The sequence below is a fragment of the Azorhizophilus paspali genome (genome assembly GCF_043587585.2).
Classification (GTDB): domain Bacteria; phylum Pseudomonadota; class Gammaproteobacteria; order Pseudomonadales; family Pseudomonadaceae; genus Azotobacter; species Azotobacter paspali.
Window position 1 is genome coordinate 3,172,175 of sequence record NZ_CP171449.1, and the last position, 17,410, is coordinate 3,189,584.

General features: G+C 64.2%; 14 protein-coding genes and 1 pseudogene. 4 read left to right on the top strand and 11 right to left on the bottom strand.

Annotation, left to right across the window (positions count from 1 at the left end; all coding sequences use genetic code 11):
• Positions 1-19: 19 nt before the first annotated feature.
• Positions 20-2,230, bottom strand: a complete 2,211-nt coding sequence (locus ACGI6K_RS15380) for a DNA internalization-related competence protein ComEC/Rec2 (protein ID WP_376942404.1) — start codon at positions 2,228-2,230, stop codon at positions 20-22.
• 135 nt (positions 2,231-2,365) lie between these two features.
• Between ACGI6K_RS15380 and ACGI6K_RS15385 the strand changes: the two genes are divergently transcribed.
• Positions 2,366-2,893 carry a DUF2062 domain-containing protein gene (locus ACGI6K_RS15385; RefSeq protein ID WP_012700107.1) on the top strand — a complete coding sequence of 176 codons (528 nt, stop codon included), beginning with the start codon at positions 2,366-2,368 and terminating at the stop codon, positions 2,891-2,893.
• Between the two features lie 24 nt (positions 2,894-2,917).
• On the opposite strand, the gene ACGI6K_RS15390 is transcribed toward ACGI6K_RS15385, so the two are convergent.
• From ACGI6K_RS15390 to ACGI6K_RS15400, 3 genes are read right to left on the bottom strand one after another with little or no spacing between them, the layout of a single operon-like run.
• Complete coding sequence (locus ACGI6K_RS15390) at positions 2,918-4,162, bottom strand: lipoprotein-releasing ABC transporter permease subunit (RefSeq protein ID WP_376942287.1); 1,245 nt, start codon at positions 4,160-4,162, stop codon at positions 2,918-2,920.
• A gap of 2 nt (positions 4,163-4,164) precedes the next feature.
• Entirely contained in the window at positions 4,165-4,863 is a 699-nt protein-coding gene (gene lolD, locus ACGI6K_RS15395; protein WP_376942285.1) for a lipoprotein-releasing ABC transporter ATP-binding protein LolD, read from the bottom strand.
• Positions 4,856-6,106: a lipoprotein-releasing ABC transporter permease subunit gene (locus ACGI6K_RS15400; RefSeq protein WP_376942283.1), complete on the bottom strand. Its 1,251-nt coding sequence runs from the start codon at positions 6,104-6,106 to the stop codon at positions 4,856-4,858. Before ACGI6K_RS15400 ends, lolD begins: the two co-directional genes overlap by 8 nt.
• Positions 6,107-6,353: 247 nt before the next feature.
• Between ACGI6K_RS15400 and ACGI6K_RS15405 the strand changes: the two genes are divergently transcribed.
• Positions 6,354-7,076 carry a glycerophosphodiester phosphodiesterase gene (locus ACGI6K_RS15405; RefSeq protein WP_376942281.1) on the top strand — a complete coding sequence of 241 codons (723 nt, stop codon included), beginning with the start codon at positions 6,354-6,356 and terminating at the stop codon, positions 7,074-7,076.
• A gap of 42 nt (positions 7,077-7,118) precedes the next feature.
• Here ACGI6K_RS15405 and sthA read toward each other — a convergent pair whose 3' ends face one another.
• The 6 genes and pseudogenes from sthA to ACGI6K_RS15435 form a co-directional block, all read right to left on the bottom strand.
• Complete coding sequence (gene sthA, locus ACGI6K_RS15410; protein ID WP_376942402.1) at positions 7,119-8,561, bottom strand: Si-specific NAD(P)(+) transhydrogenase; 1,443 nt, start codon at positions 8,559-8,561, stop codon at positions 7,119-7,121.
• Positions 8,562-8,643: 82 nt separating this feature from the next.
• Positions 8,644-8,877, bottom strand: a complete 234-nt coding sequence (gene nqrM / locus ACGI6K_RS15415) for a (Na+)-NQR maturation NqrM (RefSeq protein ID WP_376942279.1) — start codon at positions 8,875-8,877, stop codon at positions 8,644-8,646.
• Positions 8,874-9,848, bottom strand: coding sequence for an FAD:protein FMN transferase (locus tag ACGI6K_RS15420; protein ID WP_376942277.1), 975 nt, complete (start codon positions 9,846-9,848; stop codon positions 8,874-8,876). The genes nqrM and ACGI6K_RS15420 overlap by 4 nt, the downstream gene beginning before the upstream one ends.
• 53 nt (positions 9,849-9,901) lie before the next feature.
• Positions 9,902-10,465 (bottom strand): hypothetical protein, encoded by a 564-nt coding sequence (locus tag ACGI6K_RS15425; protein ID WP_420492559.1) that lies wholly within the window; start codon positions 10,463-10,465, stop codon positions 9,902-9,904.
• Positions 10,463-10,732, bottom strand: a pseudogene (locus ACGI6K_RS15430) (NADH:ubiquinone reductase (Na(+)-transporting) subunit A); the annotation flags it as partial. The gene ACGI6K_RS15425 and the pseudogene ACGI6K_RS15430, both read right to left, overlap by 3 nt.
• A gap of 291 nt (positions 10,733-11,023) precedes the next feature.
• On the bottom strand, positions 11,024-12,472 hold the full coding sequence (locus ACGI6K_RS15435) for a glyceraldehyde-3-phosphate dehydrogenase (RefSeq protein ID WP_376942273.1): 1,449 nt from the start codon (positions 12,470-12,472) through the stop codon (positions 11,024-11,026).
• Between the two features lie 159 nt (positions 12,473-12,631).
• Here ACGI6K_RS15435 and mfd point away from each other — a divergent pair, with 159 nt between their 5' ends.
• Positions 12,632-16,081 carry a transcription-repair coupling factor gene (gene mfd, locus ACGI6K_RS15440; RefSeq protein ID WP_376942271.1) on the top strand — a complete coding sequence of 1,150 codons (3,450 nt, stop codon included), beginning with the start codon at positions 12,632-12,634 and terminating at the stop codon, positions 16,079-16,081.
• Between the two features lie 12 nt (positions 16,082-16,093).
• The gene (locus ACGI6K_RS15445; protein ID WP_376942269.1) at positions 16,094-16,618 is read left to right on the top strand and encodes a CsiV family protein; all 525 of its coding nucleotides are present in this window, start codon (positions 16,094-16,096) and stop codon (positions 16,616-16,618) included.
• A gap of 53 nt (positions 16,619-16,671) precedes the next feature.
• On the opposite strand, the gene ACGI6K_RS15450 is transcribed toward ACGI6K_RS15445, so the two are convergent.
• Positions 16,672-17,409 carry an S-methyl-5'-thioinosine phosphorylase gene (locus tag ACGI6K_RS15450; RefSeq protein WP_376942267.1) on the bottom strand — a complete coding sequence of 246 codons (738 nt, stop codon included), beginning with the start codon at positions 17,407-17,409 and terminating at the stop codon, positions 16,672-16,674.
• Position 17,410 lies beyond the last annotated feature (1 nt).

Consider the following 17,410-nt stretch of genomic DNA (forward strand, 5'->3'; position numbering starts at 1 on the left):
CCCGCCGACGGCAGTCGTCTCATTTTTCCCGCCAGAAGAGAGGCTCTTCGCGCAGCCCGCGCGCCCTGCCCCAGTCGCCCAAGCGAAACCGCAAGGCCCCTTGGCGCGCAGTATCGTGAATCACGGCCGGCAGCGTCCGGTAACGCTCCACGACCTGCGCATGGGGATGGCCGAAACCGTTGTTCCAGCCGCGCGAGATCAGCACCGCGCGCGGCGCCAGAGCCTTGAGCAGAGCCGGCGAAGAGGAACTGCGGCTGCCGTGGTGAGGCGCCAGCAGCCAGTCGACCCGCCACTCGGGATGGCTGTCGAGCAGTGCCCGCTCGGCTGCGGCATCAATATCGCCGGTCAACAGCAGGCGCTCGCCGGCGGCCTCGACCAGCAGCACGCAGGAAGCCCGATTGCCCTCTTGCACCGCCGCCCAGTGCCAGGTGGCGAAACGCACGCCATCCCATTGCCAAGCGCGATGGGCACAAGGCTGCGCGGCGAGTGCCGCCGATTGCGCCTGCGCCTCGCCGGCGAAGACCTCGCCCACCGGCAGACCGCGCCACACGGCCAGGGCGCCACCGACGTGATCGCCATCGGCATGGCTGAGCAGTAGGCGATCCAGGCGGCTCACGCCGAGATTACGCAGCGAAGGCAGGACTACGCGCTCGCCCAGATCGAAATCGCCGAAACGCGGCCCCGCATCATAGAGCAGGTCATGCCCGCGGGTACGTACAAGCACGGCAAGGCCCTGCCCAACATCCAGCAGCCAAACATCGGCCCGTGCCTGCGGGATTCGCTCCTGCGGCGGAAATGCCAAAGGCAGCAGCAGCGCCAGTCCCGGAACACGCAGCGGCACTCCCGCCGGCAGCAGGATCAGCAGGGTCCCGAGCAGCGCCAGCAGCCAGCCCCAGACCGGCACCGCGTGGGGTAGCCAGGCCGGTACGGCGCCGGCGATCTCGCCGAGCAGCCGGAACAGCGTCTCCAGCAAGGTGCCGGCCAGCCAGAGAAGGCCCTCGCCCACTGCCGGCAAGGGCAGCAGCAGGGTTCCGAGCAAAGCCAGCGGGACCACCGCGAAACCAACCCAGGGTACCGCGACTAGATTGGCCAACGGACCGCTGAGACTGATCGGCAAGCCCAGGGCCAGCAGCAGCGGCAGCAGTCCCAGCGCACTGGTCCACTGCGCCCGCCACAGGGTCTGCCGCCACGACCAGGCACCCAGTCGGCCGCCGAAGGCCAGGACGAGGATCACCACCGCACCGAACGACAGCCAGAACCCCGGCTGCAGACTGGCCAGGGGCTCGAGCAGCAGTACGCCGTCCAGCGCTAGCAGGATAGGTGGCCAGAGCCCCAGGTGGCGGAAACGCAGGCGCCAGAACAGCACCACGGCGAGCATGGCGCAGGCCCGCTGCACCGGTACGCCGAAACCGGCCAGCCAGCCATAGCCGAGCGCGGTGGCGAAAGCTAGGCCGCAGGCACAGGGCAACCACGGCAGAAAACCCGGCCACAGGCCAAATCTCGCCAGCAGGACCACCAGCCCGTAGACCAGGCTGGCAAGCAGGCCGACATGCTGGCCGGAGATCACCATCAGATGCACGGTGCCGGTATCCTGCAGGAGTTTCCAGTCCGCCACGCTCAGCCCGGACGCGTCGCCCATCACCAGCGCGGCGAGCGCCCCCTCACGACCATGGGCATCGACCTGCAACAGGCGCTGGCGCAGGGAGTCGCGCCAACCGTCAGCGTTTTCCGGCGCTCCGAGTCGCTCTCCCGCTTTCACCGTCCCGGTGGCGCCGATCCGCTGGGCCAGCAGCCAGGCCTCGTAATCGAAACCCTGCGGATTGACCAGGCCGCGCGGACGCTTGAGGCCAACCGCCAGGCGCCAGCGCTCCCCGGCGCGGACCTCCGGCCCGGCGTGCCACGCCAGGCGCAGTCGTCCGGGCAGTTCGGCGCGCCGGGAAGAGGCCTCCTCCAGTTGGAAATGCAGCGTGCCGTCGATGCGCGCCGGCAGATCGACCACCAGCCCCTCGAGCCATAGGGTGCGACCATCGAGTTCGACGGGCAACCGTTCCTCCAGCGCCCAGTGCGCCGACAGGCAAGCCCAGCCGAGGCCGAAGAGAAAGAGCGCCGGCGGATAGCGACGCGCCGCCAGAAGGATCGCAGCGCCCAGCGCCATCGGTGACCACAGCCACCAGGGCGGCAAGGCCGGAAGGAAACGCAGGACGAGCAGACCTGCGGCGAGCGCCAACATCCCTGTGCGCAACATTCGAGACAACTCCGCAATCGATTCGTCGGAACGGCCAGCGGAATCGGCAGACACAATACCTACAGCGGGCCGTCATCAATGCATGCATAATATTGGCGCTTTAAACTGCCGAGTGTCGCCATGCCCCGTCGCATCTTTAAGCGCTATATGCCGCATCCGGATAGCATCAGGGAACACAAATCCCTGCGCTTTTTGGGCACCCTGATCCATGATCCCAACCTCTGGCACCTGAACCGCCACTCGGTATCGCGCGCCATGCTCGTCGGTCTTTTCAGCGCCTTCATACCGATCCCGATGCAGATGCTTCTCGCCGCCGGCCTGGCCATTCCAGTGCGGGCCAACTTGCCGATCGCCATCGGCCTGGTCTGGCTGACCAACCCCATCACCATGCCGCCGGTGTTCTACTGCACCTACAAGGTCGGCAGTTGGGTTCTGGACACCCCGCCGATAACCCTGCCCAGCGAACTGAGCATGGCCTGGATCAGCGAACGGATAGCCACCCTGTGGGAACCGATCCTGGTCGGCTCGTTCATCACCGGCGTCGTGCTCGGCGTCGTCGGTTACTTCGCGACCATGCTGTTCTGGCGCTGGTGGGTCCGCCACAACTGGCGCAAGCGCCAGGAAAGACGGCGCAATCCCCAGCCCTGAGGCAAGGCGCCGCCGCCCGGCTTATCACTCGTAGCGCAGGGCCTCGGCCGGCTGGGTGCGGGCGGCGCGCCAGGACGGATAAAGAGTGGCGAGAAAACTCAGGACGAGAGCGGCCGTGCAGACCAGCGCCACATCCAGCATCTGCAGGTCGGACGGCAGGTAGCTGACGAAATAGATGTCCGAGCTGAGGATCTGCCGGCCGCTGATCGACTCCAGCCAGCCGATCAGGTCGCTGACGTTCAACGCCACTATCATGCCCAGCACGGCGCCGATCAGGATGCCGAACGCCCCGATCACCGAGCCCTGCACCATGAAGATCGCCATAATTTGCCCCGGCGTGGCACCCAGGGTGCGCAGGATGGCGATGTCCGCGCCCTTGTCGGCGACCACCATGATCAGGGTGGCGACGATGTTGAATGCCGCCACTGCGACGATCAGCAACAGCAGCAGTCCGATCATGGTCTTTTCCATCCGCATGGCACTGAACAGGCTACCCTGGGTCTGCGTCCAGTCGACGGCGCGATAGGCCGCGCCGAGTTCGCCGGCGATTCTGGCCGCCACCTTCGGCGCCTGGTACAGATCCTTCAGCGCCAGACGCATGCCCTGTACCTGCCCAGGCTGCCAGCGCATCAGGTGCGCCGCATCGGCGACATGAATCAGCGCCAGCGAGCCGTCCAGCTCGGCGCCTATTTTGAAGATCCCGACCACACTGAGCCGCTGCATGCGCGGGGTGACGCTGCCCGAAGCGCCGTTCAGCTCGGGGACGATCAAGGTCAGCTTGTCGCCAACCTGCAGACCGAAGCGTCGCGCGGTGATCTCGCCGATGATCGTGCCGAACTCGCCGGGCACCAGGTCGGTCAGACGGCCCTGCTGCAGGTGGTCGGCGACTATGGACACCTTCGACTCCTCGAAGGGATCGATCCCCTGGACCTGAATCGGCTGCATCGTCCCCTTGTAGGACAGCATCCCGTCCAGCTCGGTGAGCGGCGCCACAGCCCGTACCTGCGGATTGGCCAACGCCGCTCCAGCCAAAGAATGCCAGTCGTCGAGCGGCTGTGCGCCAACGATGGCGGCATGCGGCACCATGCCGAGAATCCGTGAACTCATCTCCTTCTGGAAACCGTTCATGACCGACAGCACCACGATCATCGCCAGCACGCCTAAGGCGAGACCGAGCATCGAGGTCAGCGAGATGAAGGAAATGTAGTGGTTGCGCCGTTTGGCCCGGGTATAGCGGGCGCCGATATAAACCGCGAGGGGACGAAACATGCTCACTCCGCGACCAGTCGACCGTCTTCGAGACGCAGTATCCGGTCCATCTGACGAGCAAGTTGAAGATCGTGCGTCACCACCAGAAAAGCCGTTTGCAGGGAGATGCTGAGCTCCAGCATCAACTCCTGGATACCCTGGGCAGTGTGCTGGTCGAGATTGCCGGTCGGCTCGTCGAGCAACACCAGGCCCGGTCGGTTGGCCAGGGCCCGGGCGATCGCCACGCGCTGGCGCTCGCCGCCTGAGAGTTCCGCCGGCTTGTGCCTGAGGCGATGGCCTAGGCCGACCTGCTCGAGCAGCGCGGCGGCCCGCTGGCGCGCCTCGGGAATCGCCACCCTGGCGATCAGCAGGGGCATGCAGACGTTTTCCAGAGCGGTGAACTCCGGCAATAGGTGATGGAACTGATAGACGAAGCCCAGCGCACGGTTACGCAGCAGGCCCCGCGCCTTCTCGCTGAGCGCCGAGAGTTCCTCCCCGGCTAGCCACACGCTGCCCTCGCTAGGCGTGTCCAGGCCACCGAGCAGATTGAGCAGGGTGCTCTTGCCGGAACCCGAACTGCCGACGATGGCAACCCGCTCGCCCGGCTGTAGGTCCAGCTCCAGGCCGGAAAGCACCACCACCGACTGCGGGCCCTCCTCGTAGCGCTTGCCCAGGTTACGACAACTGAGAACGGCCCGATCTTTCATGGCAATGTCACTCATAACGCAGGGCCTCCGCGGGCCGGGTACGCGCGGCGCGCCAGGCCGGATATAGGGTGGCGAGGAAACTCAGCGACAGGGCCGCCCCACAGACCAGCAGCACGTCTTCGCCCATCAGTTGCGAAGGCAGGTAGTCGATGAAATAGACGTCCGCACTGAGGAACTTGTGGCCCAGCAGCCCCTCGAGGGCAGCGATCCAACTGCCGATGTTGAGCGCGGCGAGAATGCCCAGGGCGCCACCTATCAGGGTACCGATCACGCCGATCACCGTGCCCTGCACCATGAAGGTGGCCATGATTTGCGCCGGCGTGGCACCCAGGGTACGCAGGATGGCGATATCGCCCTTCTTGTCGGTGACCACCATCACCAGCGTGGAAATGATGTTGAACGCCGCCACCGCGACGATCAGCAGCAGCAGCAGGCCGATCATGTTCTTTTCCATGCGGATCGCCTGGTACAGGTTGCCGTGGCTGCGTGTCCAGTCGCGGGCGTAGAAATCTCCGCCCTTCAGCCGCTCCGCTATCGCCCAGGCGGTCCGCGGCGCCTGGAACAGGTCGGCGAGCTTGAGCCGCAGGCCCTGAACCTGGCCGCTTTTCCAGCGCTGCAGCCGCCCGATGTCGTCGAGATGGGTCATGGCCACGTAGCCGTCCAGCTCGCCAGCGCCGACATGGAAGATCCCCTGCACGGTGAAGCGCTTCATTCGAGGAAACATGCCAGCCGGTGTCACCGCCACCTCGGGAGCGATAAAGGTGACCCGGTCGCCGATGCCGACGCCCAGCTTGGCAGCAGCCTTGTCGCCGATGAGGATGCCGAACCCCCCCGGCTGCAACGCCGCTAGGCTGCCCTGGCGAAAGAAGTCGCCAATGATCGATACGTGGGGTTCGAGAGTGGGATCGACGGCGTTGATCAGCACCTTCTGTACCTGGCCGTTATGGGTCAAGAGCCCCTGCACCTGGGTGAAGGGCGCCACCGCGACAACCTGCGGATGCGTCCGTACCTGCGCCGCCAGGCTACGCCAGTCGTCGATCGGCACCGGGCTTTCGATGGTCGCGTGCGGGACCATGCCGAGCACCCGAGTGCGCATCTCGTGGTCGAAACCGTTCATCACCGACAGCACCACGATCATCACCAGCACGCCCAAGGCCAAGCCGATCATCGAGGTCAGGGAAATGAAGGAGACGAAATGGTTACGCCGCTTGGCACCCGTGTAGCGCAAGCCGATGAAAACGGACAGCGGTCTGAACATAGCGAGGAAATCGTTATCGTCGGCGAAAGGAAAAGCGCTACCCGGCGGAACCAGAAAGCCGAACCCAACTGTTAAACTCAGGGTCGGCAGTTAGCCTGGAAGATGCCATGTCGACATGGAATCGCTGCGCATACTACCGTATCGCCGCGACGGATGGCATCGGAAATTGCCCGCCCTGCGCGCAGGCTCCCGCCCCGCTTTCGCCCCCTCAACCACGCAGAGCGAAACCGCTCCGAAAGGACCCATAGTGACTCTCATCTACGGCCACCGCGGCGCCAAGGGCGAAGCCCCGGAAAACACTCTGGTCGGCTTCCAGCGCTGTCTTGAACATGGCGTACGACGCTGCGAACTCGATCTGCATCTGTCTCGCGACGGCGAACTGATGGTCATCCACGATCCGACCCTAAAGCGCACCACCGGTCGCCGCGGCAAGGTCAGCGAACAGGATGCCGCCGAACTGGCGAACATCGACGCCCGCCAGGGCGGCCCCGGCTGGGTACAGCCCTGCCCCATCCCGCGCCTCGCCGAACTCTTCGAGAAATGCGACTTCGAACATTGGCAATTGGAAGTGAAGAGCGCTTCGCGGGTACGCGCGACGCGCACCGTACTGGCCATCCAGGAACTCGTCGAGCGTCACGGACTGCGCGAGCGGATCACGGTGACCTCGAGCTCGCGGGAAGTCCTGCGCGCCCTGCGCCGGCTGGCACCCGATCTGTCGCGCGGCTTGGTCGCCGAATACGCCTGGCTCGACCCGCTGAAGGCTGCTCGCAACCATGGCTGCGAACTGCTCGCCCTGAACTGGACGCTGTGTACCCCGGAGCGCTTGAAAAGGGCACATCAGATGGGATTGCGGGTATCGGTATGGACAGTGAACGAACCGGCGCTGATGCGCCGGCTCGCCGATTTCGGGGTGGACAGCCTGATCACAGACTTTCCCGGTTTGGCCATTGCCACCCTTGGAAAAGGCTGAAGTCGTCCCCTCCGACCGGCTCAGGCCACCGGTCGGAGCCTCTCAAAAAAGCCGATTAAGACCGTCGTAGGCCGCCACCCGGTAAGCTTCGGCCATGGTCGGGTAGTTGAAGGTGGTATTGATGAAATACTTGAGGGTATTCGCCTCGCCCTTCTGGTTCATGATCGCCTGGCCGATGTGGACGATTTCCGAAGCCTGATAGCCGAAGCAGTGCACGCCGAGGACTTCCAGCGTCTCGCGGTGAAAGAGGATCTTCAGCATGCCGGCCTTCTCGACGGCGATCTGTGCCCGGGCCATGCTTTTGAAGAAGGCTTTGCCGACCTCGTAGGGAACCTTCGCCTGGGTCAGTTCGCGCTCGGTCTTGCCGACCGAACTGATCTCGGGAATGGTGTAGATGCCGGTCGGCACGTCGTCGACGAAACGCCAGCTATCGTTCTCGGTGATACTGCCCGCAGCCGAACGGCCCTGGTCATAGGCGGCGCTGGCCAGGCTAGGCCAGCCGATCACATCACCAGCGGCATAGATGTTGCTGACTTCGGTGCGGTAGTGCTCGTCGACCTGGATCTGTCCGCGACCATTGGCTTTGAGACCGATGTTCTCCAGGCCCAGCTTGTCGGTATTGCCGGTACGGCCGTTGCTCCACAGGAAGGCGTCGGCCTTGATCTTCTTGCCGGACTTGAGGTGCAGGATCACCCCGTTGCCCAAGCCTTCGACACGCTCGTATTCCTCGTTGTGACGGATCAGCACGTTGTTGTTGCGCAGGTGGTAGCTGAGCGAGTCGGAGATTTCGTCGTCAAGGAAACTGAGCAGTTGGTCGCGGTTATCGATGAGATCGACCAGCACGCCTAGGCCACTGAAGATAGAGGCATATTCGCAGCCGATCACCCCCGCTCCGTAGATGATCAACCGGCGCGGCGTGTGGCCGAGGCTGAGGATGGTGTCGCTGTCGTAGATGCGCGGATGGGTGAAATCGACATCGGCCGGGCGGTAGGGACGCGACCCGGTGGCGATGACGAACTGCTTGGCCACCAGCGTTTCCACCATGCCGTTGAGGTGGACGACCTCGATGGTGTGCTCGTCGCAGAAGCTCGCGGTCCCGAAGAAGGTATCGATACGGTTGCGCGCATAGTAGCCGGTCCGCGAGGAAACTTGCTTGGCGATGACCTGCTCGGCGCTCTTCAAAACATCGGCGAAGGAGAACCAGCGCGGCTCACCGATCTGGCGGAACAGCGGGTTATTGTTGTACTGCATGATCTGCCGCACCGAGTGGCGCAGCGCCTTGGAGGGAATGGTTCCGAGGTGGGTGCAGTTGCCGCCGACCTGAGGGCGATCATCCACGACCGCTACCTTGCGCCCGGCCTTCACGGCATTCATCGCTGCCCCTTCGCCAGCAGGGCCTGTGCCGATTACCACCACATCGTAGTTATATACAGCCATACTTACTCCTGAAAACGCGCCGGGGCGCCCCCGGCGCGGTTGACGAATTCGCTCGGCACCCGACTGAATACTCTAACGCCGGTCGGGTTGCTATAGGCCTTTTGGGTATCTCCAGCCCGCCCTAAAGCGGTCAATCCCTGTTGGCGTCATAGGCGAGGCGAGGCTTGGCCGCCTTGCCGCTCCCGGCATTCGCCTCTTCGCACTTGTCCTGATCGCCATCGCAGATGGGACAATCGTCCTTCTCGATCCCCAGGTTGGCGATACCGCCATAGGAGCCGGCGATCAGCCTGCGGCCCATGATCACATCGATGGACATGCCCAGCATCACCAGCAGCATGATGAGAAAAACCACTACCCAGATCATTGCTTGTCTCCCTTGCCGAACAGTCGGTCAAAGGTTGCCGTACTTTTGGTGACGAACGTCTGCCCGTCGCGAATCACCAGAAAGGCGGCGATACCCCGCTGCTCCGCGAAAGCCAGGCCGCGTTCCTCGCCGAGCACCATCAGAACGGTGGACAGACCGTCCGCCCAGAGAGCCGAAGGGTCCACGACTGTCACCGAGGCCAGCCGGTGGGCGACCGGCGCGCCGAGCCTGGGGTCCACCGTATGGGAATAGCGCTTGCCATCCTGCTCGAAGAAATTGCGGTAGTCGCCCGATGTGGAAACCGCATAGCCATCGAGGTCGATGATCCGCTGCGCGACCCGTTCGTTGTCATGGGGCGCCTCGATGGCGATCCGCCAGGGCGTGCCGTCGGGCTTATGCCCCCTAGCTTTGAGTTCGCCGGTGATTTCCACCAGGTAGCTGTCCACGCCCAGCGCCTCGAACCGGGCGGCGACCTGGTCGACCGCATGGCCGGCGGCGATGCTGTTGAAATCCACCCGTACCGGGGCATCCTTACACAACCGCTCGCCGTCGATGCGCAGATACCGATGCCCCACGCGCTGGCGTGCCGCGGCGATCGCCTCGGCATCCGGTACCTGTTCGCCATGGCCGTGCGGACCGAAGCCCCAGAGATCGAGCAGGGGGCCGACGGTCAGATCCAGCGCACCCTCGCTCTCCACGGAAAGGCGTTCGCCGGCAGCCACCAGGGTGCGCACCTCGTCCGGCACCGCTGCGCAACTGCCTGCTGGAAGTGCGTTGAAGCGTTCGATATCCGAGTCAGAACGGTAGGTGGAAACCTGTCGATCGAGATCGGCCAGGATCGCCTCGGTCTCGCGCTGCAACTCCTCCTTGGCAGGAGTTCCCCGGCGCTGGACGTACTTCACCGAATAGGTACTGCCCATGGTCGGGCCGACGAAACTTTCCACCTGTTCAGAAAACATACAGCCCGCCATCGTGGCCGCTAAGACGGCCACGATGGCGGGCTTCAGCAGTGCAGCGACCACCGCTAGCCGCCAAAATCATCGAGCAAGATATTCTCCTGTTCGACGCCCAGATCGAGCAGCATCTTGATCACCGCCGCGTTCATCATCGGCGGGCCGCACATGTAGAACTCGCAGTCCTCCGGAGCCGGATGGTCATTCAGATAGTTCTCGTAGAGCACGTTGTGGATGAAGCCGGTCGGCCCCGTCCAGTTGTCCTCGAGCTGCGGGTCGGACAACGCCAGGTGCCAGCAGAAGTTCGGGTTCTCCGCCTGCAACTGATTGTATTCCTCGACGTAGAAGGCCTCGCGCAGGGAACGTGCACCGTACCAGAAGCTCATCTTGCGCTTGGATTTCAGGCGCTCGAGCTGGTCGAAGATGTGCGGATGGGTGTCGAGCGCGGTGACGAAGATCGAACTGGGCGTCGCGTCGATAGCCGGTACGCGACTGAATGGACGGGTGCGCAATTCGGTCCAAAGGCCGGAACGCTGCAGATTCTCGCGTACCTGCTCGCTGCTCAGGCTTTCCAGTTGCTCCTGCGGATACTGGACGAAGGTTTCTTCTTCGTCGCCCTCCAGGTCGATGACCACCGACTGGAGGACGCGTTGGGCACCGTGGTGGATGGCGCTGACGACCCCGGCCCCCGGAGCGGTATATTGAACTCCGGGGGTCCTCTTGTCGCTGAATAGGACTTGACCGAGCTTGACCCGGTCGCCGACCTGCACGTTCATGGTTGGCTTCATGTCGTGATAGTCGAAGCCTATTACAGCTACGCTGCGAACCGGTCTGGCAGCTTCCACACGCTGCGTCGGCTCGCCTGTGATGGGCAAGTCGAGCCCTCGTTTGATTCTGATCATAGGCTCCAGGCCTAACCCATTGATTTAAAAGCAAATCTTCAGGGCTCAAGGCAGCATTGATCAAGAAACGGCGCGGCAAGCCGCAACCGTTCCTGCGCTCTACAGTCTTCGATTCCAGGAAAAAATCCGCCCGATTATAGGGATGCCGTAGGGTGATAACCACCAAAGAGCTTGTTTTTTATAGTTTCTTGGAGAGAGTTTTTCTTTTCGGCATGCACCACGACAGGGCCGTGCGACGAGGCCAAACGAAAACGGGAGCCCATGGGCTCCCGTTTTCGCATCATGTAATGATCAGTTGGGGAAAACCGGCGGATTGACTCCGGCCATTTCCTCGAGTACGCGTATCACCTGGCAACTGTAACCGAACTCGTTGTCGTACCAGATATAGAGCACGACCCGATTGTCGGTGCAGATGGTGGCTTCGGCATCCACCACTCCGGCATGGCGGGAACCGACGAAGTCGGTCGATACCACCTCGGACGAGTTGACGAAGTCGATCTGCTTGTGCAGTTCGGAGAACATCGCCACCTGACGCAGGTACTCGTTGATCTCGTCGCGGCTGGTGGACTTTTCCAGGTTCAGGTTGAGGATCGCCATGGAAACGTTTGGCGTCGGCACGCGAATCGCGTTGCCGGTCAGCTTACCCTTTAACTCGGGCAGGGCCTTGGCCGCGGCGGTGGCCGCCCCGGTCTCGGTGATCACCATGTTCAGCGGGGCGCTTCGACCGCGGCGGCTGCCCTTGTGGAAGTTGTCGATCAGGTTCTGGTCGTTGGTGTAGGAATGCACGGTCTCCACGTGACCATTGACGATGCCGAACTTGTCGTTCACCGCCTTCAGTACCGGCACGATGGCATTGGTGGTGCAGGAAGCTGCGGAGACAATCTTGTCCTCGTCGGTGATCTCGCGATGGTTGATGCCATGCACGATGTTTTTCAGCTCCCCCTTGCCCGGAGCGGTCAGCACCACGCGGGCGACGCCCGGGCACTTCAGATGCTGGCCGAGGCCTTCGGCGTCGCGCCACTTGCCGGTGTTGTCGACCACGATGGCGTTCTGGATGCCGTACTGGGTGTAATCGACGGAGGTCGGATCGTTGGAGTAGATCACCTGGATCAGGTTGCCGTTGGCGAGAATGGTATTGCTTTGCTCGTCCACGGCGATGGTGCCGTCGAACGGGCCGTGCACCGAATCGCGGCGCAACAGGCTGGCGCGCTTGGCCAGATCGTTGTCGGCGCCCTTGCGCACGACGATGGCACGCAGGCGCAGTCCGTCGCCGCCGCCAGTCTTCTGGATCAGTATGCGCGCCAGCAGGCGGCCGATGCGGCCGAAACCATAGAGCACCACGTCGCTGCCTTTGTGCTGGATGCTGCTCTGCGTGCCGACAACCTCGGACAGCTCGTCGCGCACGAACTGCTCGACGGAGCGACCGGCACCGGCCTCCCGGTACTTGCTGGCCATCTTGCCCAGATCGACGGAAGCGGCGCCGAGCTTCAGCTCGCTCATGACCTTGAGGATCGGGAAGGTCTCGCGCACCGAAAGCTCGGCCTCGTCGGTCTGACGGTGTCGGGCGAAGCGATGGGCCTTGAGGACAGCGATCACGGATTGGTTGATCAGGGGACGTCCGAAAATCGAGGTCACCACGTTGTTATTGCGATAGAGCTGACCGATCAGCGGGATCATCGCCTCAGCGAGCGCTTCACGGTCAATCCATTCACCAAGACACTGGTCGGGCTTCTGATTCACGGGCAATACCTTCTTACGTGTAGGGGCAACTAAAAATGACTACATTATGGCTATACCGGTATGGACCGGCAATGTACTGCGGATGAAACACTGACAGCAAAGCACGCGGATAGTTACAATCGACCGGATATCATTTTTTTACCGGAGCCACGCCTCCCCGTGTCCCTATTGCGTTTTCCGACCCTGCCGGCGGCCCCCGGCAAACAACACTGGGGCAACCTGCCGGGCACGGCGCTTCCCCTGGCGATCGCCGAAGCCGCTAGCGCCGCAGCCAAGCGCTTCACCCTGCTCCTGACCGCCGATAGCCTGAGCGCCGAACGCCTGGAACAGGATCTCCGCTTCTTCGCCCCGGCGCTTCCGGTGCTGCAATTCCCGGACTGGGAAACCCTGCCCTACGACCTCTTCTCGCCGCACCAGGACATTATCTCGCAACGCATCGCCAGCCTTTACCGCCTGCCGGAACTGAGCCATGGCGTGCTGGTGGTGCCGATCACCACCGCCTTGCACCGTCTGGCGCCGAAGCCTTTCCTGCTGGGCAGCAGCCTGGTGCTGGACGTCGGCCAGCGGCTCGATGTGGAACAGATGCGCCAGCGCCTGGAAGCGGCCGGCTACCGCTGTGTGGAAACCGTCTACGAACACGGCGAGTTCGCCGTGCGCGGCGCCCTGATCGATCTCTTTCCCATGGGCAGCGAGCGACCCTACCGCATTGACCTGTTCGACGACGAGATTGAGACCCTGCGCACCTTCGATCCAGAGACGCAGCGCTCGATCGACAAGGTCGAGTCGATACGTCTGCTGCCGGCCCGCGAATTCCCGCTGCGCAAGGAGGCGGTCGCCGCCTTCCGTGCCCGCTTCCGCGAGCGTTTCGACGTCGACTTCCGCCGCTGCCCGATCTACCAGGACCTTGCCAGCGGCATCACCCCGGCCGGCATCGAGTACTACCTGCCGTTGTTCTTCGAGGAAACCGCCACCCTCTTCGACTACCTGCCGTCCGCCACCCAGGTGTTCTCCCTGCCCGGCATCGAACAAGCCGCCGAGCACTTCTGGAGCGACGTGCGCAACCGCTATGAGGAGCGCCGCCTCGATCCGGAACGGCCGCTGCTGCCGCCCGCCGAGCTGTTCTTGCCGGTAGAGGACTGTTTCGCGCGCCTGAAGAATTGGCCCCGGGCGATCGTCTCGGCCGAAGAGATCAAACCCGGTGTCGGCCGCGAGCGCCTGCCAGCGCGCGCACTGCCGTCGTTGGCGATCGACGCCAGGGCCAGCCAGCCGCTGGCGGCCTTGGCAGGTTTCCTCGACGGCTTCCCGGGCCGCGTGCTGTTCACCGCCGAGTCGGCCGGCCGCCGTGAAGTACTTCTGGAACTGCTCGCGCGCCTGAATCTGCGCCCGCAGAGCGTCGACGGCTGGCCGGGCTTTCTCGCCACCACGGAACACCTAGCCATCGCCATCGCCCCGCTGGACGAGGGCCTGCTGCTCGACGAACCAGCCCTGGCATTGATCGCCGAGAGCCAGTTGTTCGGCCAGCGGGTGATGCAGCGCCGGCGCCGGGAAAAGGCGCGCGACGGCGGCGACAACGTCATCAAGCACCTTACCGAGCTGCGCGAGGGCGCGCCCGTGGTGCATATCGACCACGGCATCGGCCGTTACCGCGGGCTGATCACCCTGGAGGTCGAGGGCCAGGCCGCCGAGTTCCTCATGCTGGAGTACGCCGAGGAAGCCAAGCTCTACGTACCGGTGGCCAACCTGCATCTGATCGCCCGCTATACCGGCAGCGACGACGCCCTCGCCCCGCTGCACCGGCTGGGCTCGGAGCAATGGCAGAGGGCCAAGCGCAAGGCCGCCGAGCAGGTCCGCGACGTCGCCGCCGAGCTGCTCGACATCTATGCCCGGCGTGCCGCCCGCGCGGGCTTCGCGTTCAAGGACCCGGCCACCGACTACGAAACCTTCAGCGCCAGCTTCCCCTTCGAGGAAACTCCCGACCAGCAGGCCGCCATCGACGCGGTGCGCACCGACATGCTGGCGCCCCGGCCGATGGATCGCCTGATCTGCGGCGACGTCGGCTTCGGCAAGACCGAAGTGGCTATGCGCGCCGCCTTCATTGCCGTGCATAGCGGCAGGCAGGTCGCGGTGCTGGTGCCGACCACCCTGCTCGCCCAGCAGCACTACAACAGCTTTCGCGACCGCTTCGCCGATTGGCCAGTGAAGGTCGAGGTGATGAGCCGCTTCAAGTCAGCCAAGGAAGTCGAAGGCGCCATCGCCGCACTGGCCGAAGGCAAGATCGACATCGTCATCGGCACCCACAAACTCCTGCAGGACGACGTCAAGTTCAGGAATCTGGGCCTCGCCATCATCGACGAGGAACACCGCTTCGGCGTGCGCCAAAAGGAGCAGCTCAAAGCTCTGCGCAGCGAGGTGGACATCCTCACCCTGACCGCTACGCCGATCCCGCGCACCCTGAACATGGCCATCGCCGGCATGCGCGACCTGTCGATCATCGCCACCCCGCCGGCGCGCCGGCTGTCGGTGCGCACCTTCGTCATGGAGCAGCAGAACACCCTGATCCGCGAGGCGCTGCTGCGCGAGTTGCTGCGCGGCGGCCAAGTCTATTACCTGCACAACGAGGTGAAGACCATCGAGAAATGCGCTCGCGAACTGGCCGAACTAGTACCCGAGGCACGCATCGCCATCGGTCACGGGCAGATGCGCGAGCGCGAACTGGAACAGGTGATGGGCGACTTCTACCACAAGCGCTTCAACGTACTGGTGGCCTCGACCATCATCGAGACTGGCATCGACGTGCCCAGCGCCAACACCATCGTCATCGAACGCGCCGACAAGTTCGGCCTGGCCCAGTTGCACCAGTTGCGCGGCCGGGTCGGTCGCAGCCACCACCAGGCCTATGCCTACCTACTCACCCCGCCGCGCAAGCAGATGACCGAAGACGCCCAGAAGCGCCTGGAGGCTATCGCCGGCGCCCAGGACCTCGGCGCCGGCTTCGTCCTGGCCACCCACGACTTGGAGATCCGCGGCGCCGGCGAACTACTCGGCGAGGGCCAGAGCGGCCAGATCCAGGCGGTCGGCTTCACCCTCTACATGGAAATGCTCGAGCGTGCGGTCAAGGCCATCCGCAAGGGCGAGCAACCGAACCTCGAGCAGCCGCTGGGCGGCGGTCCGGACATCAACCTGCGGGTTCCGGCGCTGATCCCCGAAGACTACCTGCCGGACGTGCACGCCCGCCTGATCCTCTACAAGCGCATCGCCTCGGCGAGCGAAGAGGAAGAACTCAAGGAACTGCAGGTGGAGATGATCGACCGCTTCGGTCTCCTGCCCGAACCGACCAAGCACCTGATTCGCCTGACCCGGCTGAAGCTGCAGGCGGAACGGCTCGGCATCGCCAAGATCGATGCCGGCCCCCAGGGCGGCCGCATTGAATTCGCCGCCCACACCTGCGTCGATCCGCTGGTGCTGATCAAGCTGATCCAGAGCCAGCCGAACCGCTACAAGTTCGAAGGCGCCACCCTGCTCAGGTTCCAGATGCCCATGGAACGCCCGGAAGAACGCTTCAACACCCTCGAGGCGCTGCTCGAGCGCCTGACTCCGCCATCCGCGTAAGGACAGATCCCCATGCGTGCGCTACGCCTGCTTCCCCTGCTGCTCGCCCTGCTTGCCCCGGCTGCGTTTGCCGAAGGGCTGTACCAGGTCGAATTGATCCTGTTCCGCCAGCCCGGCGACCCGCTGCCCGCGGGCCAGCCGCCGGCGGAGAACTGGGCCGCCGGCGCGCAGACCCTGAACGACACGAACCGTCGGACACCGGCGCTAGAGGAGCAGGTAGCCAAGCTGGCTAGGGCAGAGGGTTACAAGGTCCTGCTGCACCAAGCCTGGCAGCAGCAGTTGGGCGGCACGACGAGCCGGATGGCGTTGAGCGCCGGCAAGGAAAGCCACGGCCATTACCCCATCGAAGGCACGTTGGACCTGACCCAAGGACGTTACCTGGACGTCGCCGCGGAATTCTGGATCAATCGCTTCGACAATGTCGGCTTCCTCGCCGGCAGCGAGCGCTTGAAACAGACCAACCGCCTGTCCACCGGCCAACTCACCTTCTTCGACCACGGCAATCTGGGCCTGCTGATCCGGATCACGGCCCTCTGACGCATGCCGAACGACGAGGACCGCCGGAGTCCTCGTCGTTTTCAGGAAACGCCTCAGGCCGTCAGGACCCGCCCTAGCACCGCCCGGGCCTTACCCATTCCCGCGCCTATGGCGCGCTCGATGTCGTCCATGGTGATCAGCGCCGTGCTCTTGCCCGCCGCCGGATTCACCACCAGCGCCAAACAGGCGTAAGGCAGCTCCAGCTCCCGGGCCAATACCGCCTCGGGCATGCCGGTCATGCCGACGATGTCGCAGCCGTCCCGCTCCAGACGGACGACCTCGGCGGCGGTTTCTAGGCGCGGCCCCTGAGTACAGCCATAGACTCCGTGCCCGCTGAAGGCGCAGCCTTCGGCGGCCAGGGCAGCCATCAGCCGCTGGCGCAGGGTCTGGTCATAGGGGTGGCTGAAATCTACATGGGTGACAGTGTCGAGATCGTCCTCGAAGTAGGTGTGCGCCCGGCCGAAGGTGTAATCGACAATCTGGTGCGGCACACAGAAATGCCCGGTACCCATCGCCGCATGAATGCCGCCAACCGCATTGACCGCGAGGATTGCCGTGGCGCCGGCCTGGCGCAGCGCCCAGAGGTTGGCCCGGTAATTGACCCGATGCGGCGGAATGCAATGCGGGTGGCCGTGGCGCGCCAGGAACAGCACCTCGCGGCCGGCGTAGTCGCCGCGCAGGATGTCCGCCGAGGGAGTGCCGAAAGGCGTCTCCAGCGACAGGGACTGATGGATGCGCAGTCCTTCCAGTTGGGTCAGACCGGTACCGCCGATGATCGCATGGACCGTCATG